Below are 8,606 nucleotides of genomic sequence, written 5' to 3' on the forward strand. Positions count from 1 at the left end.
TCCGACGGGCAGCACCCGCCGGACCGTCTCCGGTCCGGCGCCCGCGACGGAACGGCCCGCACCCGACGGCCCGGCCGGCGTCACGCCACCGGGGCCGGCCGCACGCGTGCCCCGCGTCCAGGGGGCGTTGATCGCGCGTTGAGCGGACGTTTCGCGCCGTGCGGAACGCTTCTGGCCATGCACACCGAAACATTCCCGGCGCCCGACCTCACCTGGCAGGAGGAGGCGCTCTGCGCACAGACCGGGGGAGACTTCTTCTTCCCCGAGCCCGGCAGCTCGGTCCGCGACGCCAAGCGGATCTGCGGGATGTGTCCCATCCGGGCCACCTGCCTCGAGTACGCCCTGACGCACGACATGCGCTTCGGGGTGTGGGGCGGGCTGTCGGAGAAGGAACGGCTGGCGCTGCGCCGCGCGTCCCGCTGACCGCTGCGGGCGGTGGTCAGCCGGCGGCGCGGGCCGCCATGCGGGCCTTGCGGGCGGCGAGCTTCTCGTCGAACTTGCGGGCCTCGTCGTCCAGGCCGTTCATGAACAGGCCCAGCTCCTCCTGGGCCTTCAGGCCCTCCGGGCCGAGGCCGTCGATCTCCATGACCTTCAAAAAGCGCAGCACCGGCTGCAGGACGTCGTCGTGGTGGATCCGCAGGTTGTAGACCTCGCCGATCGCCATCTGGGCGGCGGCCCGCTCGAAGCCGGGGATGCCGTGACCGGGCATGCGGAAGTTCACGACCACGTCCCGGACCGCCATCATGGTCAGGTCGGGGGCGATCTCGAAGGCGGCCGCGAGCAGGTTGCGGTAGAAGACCATGTGGAGGTTCTCGTCGGTCGCGATGCGCGCCAGCATGCGGTCGCAGACCGGGTCCCCCGACTGGTGGCCGGTGTTGCGGTGGGAGATGCGGGTGGCCAGTTCCTGGAAGGACACGTAGGCGACCGAGTGCAGCATCGAGTGCCGGTTGTCCGACTCGAAGCCCTCGCTCATGTGGGCCATGCGGAACTGCTCCAACTGGTCCGGGTCCACCGCCCGGGAGGCGAGCAGGTAGTCGCGCATGACGATGCCGTGGCGGCCCTCCTCCGCCGTCCAGCGGTGCACCCAGGTGCCCCAGGCGCCGTCCCGGCCGAACAGGGTGGCGATCTCGTGGTGGTAGCTGGGGAGGTTGTCCTCGGTCAGCAGGTTCACCACCAGGGCGATGCGGCCGACGTCGGTGACCTTGGACTGCTCCTTGTCCCAGGCTTCACCGTCCTCGAAGAAGCCGGGGAAGTTCCGGGCGTCGCTGAACGGGACGTACTCGTGCGGCATCCAGTCCTTGGCGACCTTCAGATGCCGGTTGAGTTCCTTCTCGACCACTTCCTCCAGGGCGTACAGCAGCCGAGCGTCCGTCCAGCCGGTCGAACTGGCGAGGTGGGGAGAAGTAAGCGTCACGGGAACTCCATGGGGGACGGGAGAAGGGACCGGGTCCGGCGAGCGGTGCCGGAACCTACGGCATCGTAGGCTACGAATCCGTAGGTTACGAAACCGTAGGTTAAGAGTGCCGTAAAGCCCCCTGATCGGAAGCAGGCCGCGGCCTCCGCGCTGTCCCCCGGCGTCACGGCGGCCCCGCGCCGGGTTCCCCGGGCCGGGCGGGCCATGCGGCCCCTTCAGCGGGGCCCGCTCAGGCGTACAGCTCCCGCAGCCGGACCGACAGGCACGTCACGCAGCCCTCCAGCTTCTCGAACTCGCCGATGTCCACCAGGACCGGCTCGTAGCCGAGGTCCGCGTACAGTTCGGCGGTCTTCGGGGCGCTCGCCGCCATCAGCAGCCGGTCCCCGCCCAGCAGCACGACGTGAGCCCCGGACGGCTCCGGCACCGGCAGGAAGCGGGGGAACAGCGAGGGCGTGTCCACGGTCGGGACGTGTCCCACGACCGTGCCGTCGGGCAGCGCGGTGACCGCCGACTTCAGGTGCAGCGCCCTGCTCACCGGCACGGCCACCACGCGCGCCCCCAGCGGCTCGAAGGCGGCCCGCAGCTGCTGCACCCCGGCCGCGTTCGTCCGCCCGCCGCGGCCCACGTACACCGTGTCGCCGATCTTCAGCACGTCGCCGCCGTCCAGGGTGCCCGGCTCCCAGACCCAGTTCACGGAGCAGCCCAGCCCGGCGACGGCCTCCTCGATCCCGGGGGTCTCCGCGCGCCGCGACTCGGCACCGGGGCGGGCGATCAGCGCCACGTTGCGGTACATCACCACGGTGTCCTCGACGAACACGGCGTCCGGGCAGTCGTCGGCCGGGTCCACCTCGACCGTCTCCCAGCCGTGGGCGCGCAGCGCCTCGGTGTACGCCTCCCACTGCTCCACCGCGAGGCCGGTGTCCACGGCCTCCCGTTCGATGTGCGTGACCAGCCCTTCGGCGAGCCGGGGACCGGGGCGGCGGACGAGGGCCTTCTTGCTGGACACGAGCGGGCCTTTCGAATCGGACGGGGCAGGGACCGCGGGCCGGGGGACACCTCCGCGCACGACGCGGAGGGGCTCGGCCGTCGGCGGACCATCATGCAGGGCGAATCGGGACAGGACCACCCCTGGCGGTGATGAGATGTACCACCGGTAACCCGATGCGCGGGGCCCGGTCCCGCGCGCACCGGGCCCCCGGCGGCCCGTACGTCAGCTCCCCCGGACGACCCGCCGCAGATGGTCCCCGGTGAACGAGCCGCTCGCACGCAGGAGTTGCGCGGGCGTCCCCTCGAAGACCACCCGGCCGCCGTCCCGGCCCGCGTCCGGACCGAGGTCCACGACCCGGTCGGCGCGCGCAACGACAGCGAGGTTGTGCTCCACCACGACGACGGAGTTGCCCCGGTCCACCAGCCGGTCCAGGAGGGCGACGAGACCGTCCGGACGCTAGGCGGAATACCCGACAGCGTCCGGTGTGATTTCCCGCAGTTCTCCTCCCTCCATGAGCAGCCACCGCGTGATGCCGGCCGACTCCAGGAAGCGCAGGTCGTGACTGGCCACGATCAGCGCCCCCTCGTACGACTCCAGCGCGGTGGTCAGCTGCCGGACACTGGCCAGGTCCAGGTTGTTGGTCGGCTCGTCCAGCATCAGCAGCTGCGGCGCCGGCTCCGCCAGCATCAGCGCGGCCAGCGCGGCACGGAAGCGCTCCCCGCCGGACAGCGTGGCCGCTTTCCGGTCGGCCCGGCCGCCCCGGAACAGGAAGCGGGCGAGCCGCGCCCGGATCCGGTTGCCGGTGGCCTCCGGCGCGAAGCGCGCCACGTTCTGCGCGACCGTCAGCCCGTCGTCGAGGACGTCGAGCCGCTGCGGCAGGAACCGCAGGGGCACGTGCGCCACCGTCTCGCCCGCCACCGGCTCCAGCTCCCCGGCGACCGTGCGCAGCAGCGTCGTCTTGCCCGCGCCGTTGCGGCCGATCAGCGCCACCCGCTCCGGGCCGCGCAGCTGCACCTCCCCCTTCACCCGGGAGCCGTGGGCGAGCTCCAGGTCCCGCAGGGTCAGCACGGTGCGTCCCGGCGGCACCGCCGTGTACGGCAGGTCGACGCGGATCTCGTCGTCGTCCCGCACCGCCTCCGCCGCCTCGTCGAGTCGCTCCCTGGCCTCGGCCAGCCGCCCCTCGTGCAGGATCCGGTGCTTGCCCGCCGACTCCTGCGCCGCGCGCTTGCGGGCGCCCATGACGATCTTCGGCTCGCGCTTGGAGTCCCACATCTTCTGCCCGTACCGCTTGCGGCGGGCCAGTTTGACCTGGGCGTCGGCCAGTTCGCGTTTCTGCTTGCGCACGTCCGACTCGGCGTTGCGCACCGTCCGCTCGGCCGCCTCCTGCTCGACGGCCAGGGCCTCCTGGTAGGCGGAGTGGTTGCCGCCGTACCAGCTGATCCGGCCGGACCGCAGATCGGCGATCTGGTCGACGTGTTCCAGCAGTTCGCGGTCGTGGCTGACCAGCACCATGACGCCGGACCAGTTCCGGACGGCCTCGTACAGCCGTGCGCGGGCGTACAGGTCGAGGTTGTTCGTGGGCTCGTCGAGCAGCAGCACGTCCGGCCGGCGCAGCAGCAGCGCGGCCAGGCGCAGCAGCACCGACTCGCCGCCGGAGACCTCGCCGACCGTGCGGTCCAGGCCGATGTGGCCCAGGCCCAGCTCACCCAGGGTCGCCAGGGCGCGCTCCTCCACGTCCCAGTCGTCGCCGACGGTCTCGAAGTGCTCCTCGGCCGTGTCACCGGCCTCGATCGCGTGCAGCGCGGCCCGTCGCGCGGCGATGCCGAGGGCCTCGTCCACCCGGAGCGCGGTGTCGAGGGTGACGTTCTGCGGCAGATGGCCCACCTCGCCGGCGATCCGGACGGTGCCGGCGGCCGGGGTCAGCTCTCCGGCGATCAGTCTCAACAGGGTGGACTTGCCGGACCCGTTGACGCCGACGAGACCGGTGCGGCCGGGGCCGAAGGCGACGTCGAGACCGTCGAAGACGGGCGTGCCGTCGGGCCAGGTGAAGGACAGCGAGGTGACAGTGAGGGAAGAAGACATACGGGTCTCCGCGGTTGCTCGATCCGGTCAGGGGCACACGCGTATCGAGACACCGCGGGGCGACGACCGGACCACCGGACACCCGGGGAGGAAGGAAGGGCACAGAAGGCAGACCCTGTTCCGCGGGGACGGCTCGAATGCCGAGGTCGCACGCAGCGCACACCCGCACGGGTGTGACGCGGTGTCCCAGAACCTCAGACGAGCAACGTCCCTCTCCCCTCGACGGCAACAGATCCGTTCCCCACATTAGGAGCGGCCGCGGACCGCCGTCAACGGAATTACGCCCGGTGCGTTCCCCCCGCCATCCGCCCCCCGAGGAGGCCCCCGTGCCCAACGGCCCGCTCACGCTGCCGGCCCGGCTGTTCCTGCTGGCCTGGGACACCGACCGGCGGGTGGTCGCCGAGCCCGCCCGCCTGCCGCCCCTGGTCCGCGCCGGCGCCCTCACCGAACTCGCCCGGCGCGGCCTGCTGACCGACGACGACGGCATCGCCACCCCCGTCGACCTGGACTCCCGCACCGGGGACGCCGTCCTCGACGGGCTCCTGGAGCTGGTCAGCGAGTCCTGCCCGCACCGCTGGCACGCCTGGGTCACGCTTCGGGCCCGCCACACCTTCGACGCGGTGCGCGAGCAACTGGTCGCCGAAGGCCTGCTGCGCGCCCGGCGGCGCCGGGTCCTCGGCGTGTTCCCCTCGGTCGAGTACGCCCTGGACGGCGTCGCCCACGCCGCCGCCGTGCAGGAGGGGGCCCGGGACCTCCTCGACGGGACCCGGCCGGTGGCCGGAACCCCGCGGACCGAGGCCGACGTCGCCCTGCTGGGCGCCGTGGCCGGACTGCGCACCCTGAGCCCCGGGAACGACCGGGCCGGACACGAGCGGCGCGTGGAGGAACTGCTGGCCGCCCCGGCCCCGCAGCCCGCAGCCCGGGTGCTCCGGGAGATCGTGCGCGGACTGCGCACGGCGGTGCCGGCCGCCCCGGTACCCTCACTCGCGCCCGGCGCCTGACGCGCGCGGGACGACGGCGCGTCCCGCCGCCCGGACCCGCCGCCGTCCCGGACGGCCGTCCGGGCTCCGCCCGCGGACATGCCACGCCGGGCGGTGCCGCTCAGCAGGCGTCGCGCATCAGTTCCGCTAGCCCGTGGTCCAGGTCGAGCTGCAGATACTCCCGGCCGGTCGGCACGAGTTCGCTCGTGGCCTCCAGGAACCGGCGCACCTCACCCGAGCGCACGTGCACCACGGCCGTGCCCTCCGGGGCGTGGAACTCCAGCACGGTGCGGTCGTACCCGTAGGGCCGCACCCGGACGTCCCCGTGGCCCTCGGGGCCCTGGAGTCCCGCGGCGAGCAGCTCACGGGCGAACGTCCAGCACACCTCGACGCCCTCCAGAGTGGCGGGGGCCGGGAAGGTCATCCGGACGGCGAACGGATCGCTCCGGTCGTAGTGCAGCGTGGCGGGAATGTTCGGCATCCGCGGCGCGGCGGCGACGAGACGGGCCTCGACGGGTTGCTCGATGACGGTGGACAACGCCTTGCTCCCTCGTGACGGCTGGGCGGGCTTCCGGGGCGGATCGGGCCGGCTACTGGAAGAGACGACGGAATCAGCCAATCCGTGCACACCCGATGCGAGTGACCTCTGTCACCGCCTTCATGCACCCGAGTGACGGGCCTCTCGCCCGGCGGGCCCCGGAGAGCGCGACCGCACGGGCCCGCGGCACGAGTCGCGCTCCGGGCTCTGATCCCGGCGGAGCGGGGTACCCGTGGCCCGAACACGACACGGAGGGAGCGGACATGCCAAGCGGTTCCAGCCCCAAGCGGGAGCGTCAGTACGAGCACATCAAGGAGAGCGCGAAGGACCGGGGCGAGAGCACCGGCCGCGCCAAGGAGATCGCCGCGCGGACCGTGAACAAGGAACGCGCCCGCTCCGGCGAGTCCAAGACCGCCAGCCGCACCTCGACCCAGGACATGTCGTCCGGCAAGCGCGGCGGCCGGCGGTCCGGCAAGGGTTCCCAGGGGCCCACGTACGACCAGCTGTACGAGGAGGCCAAGCGCCGCAACGTGGACGGCCGCTCCAGCATGAACAAGAGCCAGCTGCAGCGGGCCCTGGGCAAGTGAGCCGCGGGCCGGGGCGCCGGACGCATCCGGCACCCCGGCCGGGGGCGGCGGCCTCCCCGGGGGTGTCCGGCGGCCACCCTCTAGGCTGACGCCCACCATGACGACGGTTCACCTCCCGCCCCACTGGCCCACGACCGAGGACGAGGCGCGCGCGGTCCAGGACCGCCTGCGCGCGCGGGTGGTGCGCGACGAGCCGGGCCCGCCGCCCGGCACCGGCCGGGTCACCGGGGTCGACGTGGCCTACGACGACGCCCGCGACATGGTCGCGGCGGCGGCCGTCGTGCTGGACGCCGGCACCCTCGGCGTCGTCGCCGAGGCCACGGCCGTCGGCCGGGTCTCCTTCCCGTACGTCCCCGGCCTGCTGGCCTTCCGCGAGATCCCCGCGGTCCTCGCCGCCCTCGACGCCCTGCCGGGCCCGCCCGGCCTCGTCGTCTGCGACGGCTACGGGCTGGCCCACCCCCGCCGTTTCGGCCTCGCCAGCCACCTCGGCGTGCTCACGGGGCTGCCCACCATCGGCGTCGCGAAGAACCCCTTCACCTTCACCCACAGCGCCCCGGGCACCGCACGGGGCAGCTCGGCCCCGCTGCTCGACGGCTCCGAGGAGGTCGGCCGCGCCCTGCGCACGCGGGACGGCGTCAAACCGGTCTACGTCTCGGTCGGCCACCGCGTGGACCTCGACCACGCCTGCGCCCACACCCTCGCGCTGACCCCCGCCCACCGCCTCCCGGAGACCACCCGCCGGGCCGACGCCCTGTGCCGGCGGGCGCTGGCCGGAGCACGCGAGTCCTCCGGGACGTAGCGCTCCGGCCGGCGACGACCCCGGTGCGCGGCGGCCGGACGGGAGGACCTAGGGTCACGGTGCTACCGGGGAGGGGACGACGCATGGTGCGTGGGGGAATGCGGGCGGCTGTGGCATGCGCCGCCGCGGTGCTGGTGCTGGCGGGCTGCGGTGAACGGCCGGACCGTTCCACGGGTTCGCAGCAGGGCTCGGACAAGCCGTACGCGAGCGCCGGGCAGGTGCCGGAGAAGCTCGGCGGCGACGGCACCACCATCCAGGTCGGCGACCCCGGCGCGCCGACGGTCGTCCGCGTCTACGAGGACCCGCGCTGTCCGGGCTGCCGGGAGTTCGAGGTGGCCGGCGGGGGCCCCGCCCTGAACGAGGCGGTCCTGGAACGCCGGGTGCGGGCCGAGTACGTCTTCGCCTCCTTCCTCGACGACAGCCACGGCGGCGACGGCTCGAAGAAGGCGGTCAACGCGCTGCGGGCCGCGCTCGACGAGAGCCGGTTCATGGAGTACCACGCGGTGCTCTACGCCGAGCAGCCGGAGGAGGGCGCCGAGGAGTACACCGACGCCCGCCTGCTGGAACTGGCGGAGAAGGTGCCGGGCCTGCGCGGTCCCGCGTTCGACGCCGCGGTCACGTCCATGAAGCACCGCTCCTTCGTCACCGCGTCGGAACGGGCCTACGAACGGGCCGGGGGAGCACACGAGCCCAACGGCCCGGGCACCCCGACGGCCTTCATCGACGACAAGCGGGTCTCCGAGACCCTGCGCGGTGTCCTGTACGACGAAGAGGCCTTCGGCGAGCTGCTGCGGCAGATCGGCAGGGACCCGGAGGGCTGGCAGGACAGCGCGCTCTGACCTCCCGCGCGGGGGCGGGCCGGTGCCGCCCGCCCCGGCCCGTTCAGCGCGTGGCGGCGACGCGGAAGCGGATGCCCGCCGCGTCCAGGCGCTCGATCAGCGCGTCGCCCATGGCCACCGCCGTCGTGACCTGCCCCGAGGAGGGCGGCAGGTCGTCGAGGGCCAGGCAGAGCGCGCCCTCGGCGAGCATCTTCGCCGTCTCGTCGTAGCCCGGGTCGCCGCCCGAGACCTCGGTGTAGACCCGCTGCCCGCCGCCCTCGCCCACGAAGCGGACGGTGAACCAGCTGCGGGCCCGCTTCTGCGCGCTCGGCCCGTCGCCCGGCTTCAGCCGGCCGGACAGCAGCCGCCGCACCGGGCCCACCTGGGCCGCCGCGGCCAG

Annotated in this window: 9 protein-coding genes and 2 pseudogenes; 5 read left to right on the plus strand and 6 right to left on the minus strand. The window is 73.7% G+C overall.

The genetic code is table 11. The features are described 5' to 3' along the window. Positions 1 to 177 precede the first annotated feature (177 nt). The gene (locus G3I53_RS00265) at positions 178 to 423 is read left to right on the plus strand and encodes a WhiB family transcriptional regulator (RefSeq protein ID WP_164337559.1); all 246 of its coding nucleotides are present in this window, start codon (positions 178 to 180) and stop codon (positions 421 to 423) included. Between the two features lie 16 nt (positions 424 to 439). Here G3I53_RS00265 and G3I53_RS00270 read toward each other — a convergent pair whose 3' ends face one another. The 4 genes and pseudogenes from G3I53_RS00270 to G3I53_RS00285 form a co-directional block, all read right to left on the minus strand. Continuing rightward, complete coding sequence (locus G3I53_RS00270) at positions 440 to 1,414, minus strand: acyl-ACP desaturase (protein WP_164337560.1); 975 nt, start codon at positions 1,412 to 1,414, stop codon at positions 440 to 442. Positions 1,415 to 1,643: 229 nt separating this feature from the next. Then, complete coding sequence (gene ddaH / locus G3I53_RS00275) at positions 1,644 to 2,420, minus strand: dimethylargininase (protein WP_164337561.1); 777 nt, start codon at positions 2,418 to 2,420, stop codon at positions 1,644 to 1,646. Between the two features lie 204 nt (positions 2,421 to 2,624). After that, a pseudogene (locus tag G3I53_RS00280) lies at positions 2,625 to 2,852 on the minus strand (hypothetical protein); the annotation flags it as partial. Positions 2,853 to 2,858: 6 nt separating this feature from the next. Beyond that, positions 2,859 to 4,484 (minus strand): ATP-binding cassette domain-containing protein, encoded by a 1,626-nt coding sequence (locus tag G3I53_RS00285; protein WP_164337562.1) that lies wholly within the window; start codon positions 4,482 to 4,484, stop codon positions 2,859 to 2,861. A 326-nt stretch (positions 4,485 to 4,810) separates the two neighbouring features. Here G3I53_RS00285 and G3I53_RS00290 point away from each other — a divergent pair, with 326 nt between their 5' ends. Beyond that, a complete protein-coding gene (locus G3I53_RS00290; protein WP_164437908.1) occupies positions 4,811 to 5,485 on the plus strand; it encodes a GPP34 family phosphoprotein in 675 nt (224 codons plus the stop codon). A gap of 100 nt (positions 5,486 to 5,585) precedes the next feature. On the opposite strand, the gene G3I53_RS00295 is transcribed toward G3I53_RS00290, so the two are convergent. Then, positions 5,586 to 6,002 (minus strand): SsgA family sporulation/cell division regulator, encoded by a 417-nt coding sequence (locus G3I53_RS00295; RefSeq protein ID WP_164336246.1) that lies wholly within the window; start codon positions 6,000 to 6,002, stop codon positions 5,586 to 5,588. Positions 6,003 to 6,265: 263 nt separating this feature from the next. Between G3I53_RS00295 and G3I53_RS00300 the strand changes: the two genes are divergently transcribed. The 3 genes from G3I53_RS00300 to G3I53_RS00310 all read left to right on the plus strand — a co-directional run bounded on the left by G3I53_RS00300 (position 6,266) and on the right by G3I53_RS00310 (position 8,227). Then, positions 6,266 to 6,589, plus strand: a complete 324-nt coding sequence (locus tag G3I53_RS00300; protein ID WP_164336244.1) for a plasmid stabilization protein — start codon at positions 6,266 to 6,268, stop codon at positions 6,587 to 6,589. 97 nt (positions 6,590 to 6,686) lie between these two features. After that, a complete protein-coding gene (locus G3I53_RS00305) occupies positions 6,687 to 7,388 on the plus strand; it encodes an endonuclease V (RefSeq protein WP_164336242.1) in 702 nt (233 codons plus the stop codon). Between the two features lie 110 nt (positions 7,389 to 7,498). Further along, a complete protein-coding gene (locus G3I53_RS00310) occupies positions 7,499 to 8,227 on the plus strand; it encodes a thioredoxin domain-containing protein (protein WP_343240528.1) in 729 nt (242 codons plus the stop codon). A gap of 43 nt (positions 8,228 to 8,270) precedes the next feature. Here G3I53_RS00310 and G3I53_RS00315 read toward each other — a convergent pair. Further along, a pseudogene (locus G3I53_RS00315) lies at positions 8,271 to 8,606 on the minus strand (saccharopine dehydrogenase); the annotation flags it as partial.

This window comes from Streptomyces sp. SID14436 (assembly GCF_010548465.1).
GTDB lineage: Bacteria > Actinomycetota > Actinomycetes > Streptomycetales > Streptomycetaceae > Streptomyces.

Bases quoted from the DNA above. Each gene is read 5' to 3' on its own strand.
- G3I53_RS00265 (WP_164337559.1), top strand. From the start codon at position 178: ATGCACACCGAAACATTCCCGGCGCCCGACCTCACCTGGCAGGAGGAG.
- G3I53_RS00285 (WP_164337562.1), bottom strand. From the start codon at position 4,484: ATGTCTTCTTCCCTCACTGTCACCTCGCTGTCCTTCACCTGGCCCGAC.
- G3I53_RS00300 (WP_164336244.1), top strand. From the start codon at position 6,266: ATGCCAAGCGGTTCCAGCCCCAAGCGGGAGCGTCAGTACGAGCACATC.
- G3I53_RS00305 (WP_164336242.1), top strand. From the start codon at position 6,687: ATGACGACGGTTCACCTCCCGCCCCACTGGCCCACGACCGAGGACGAG.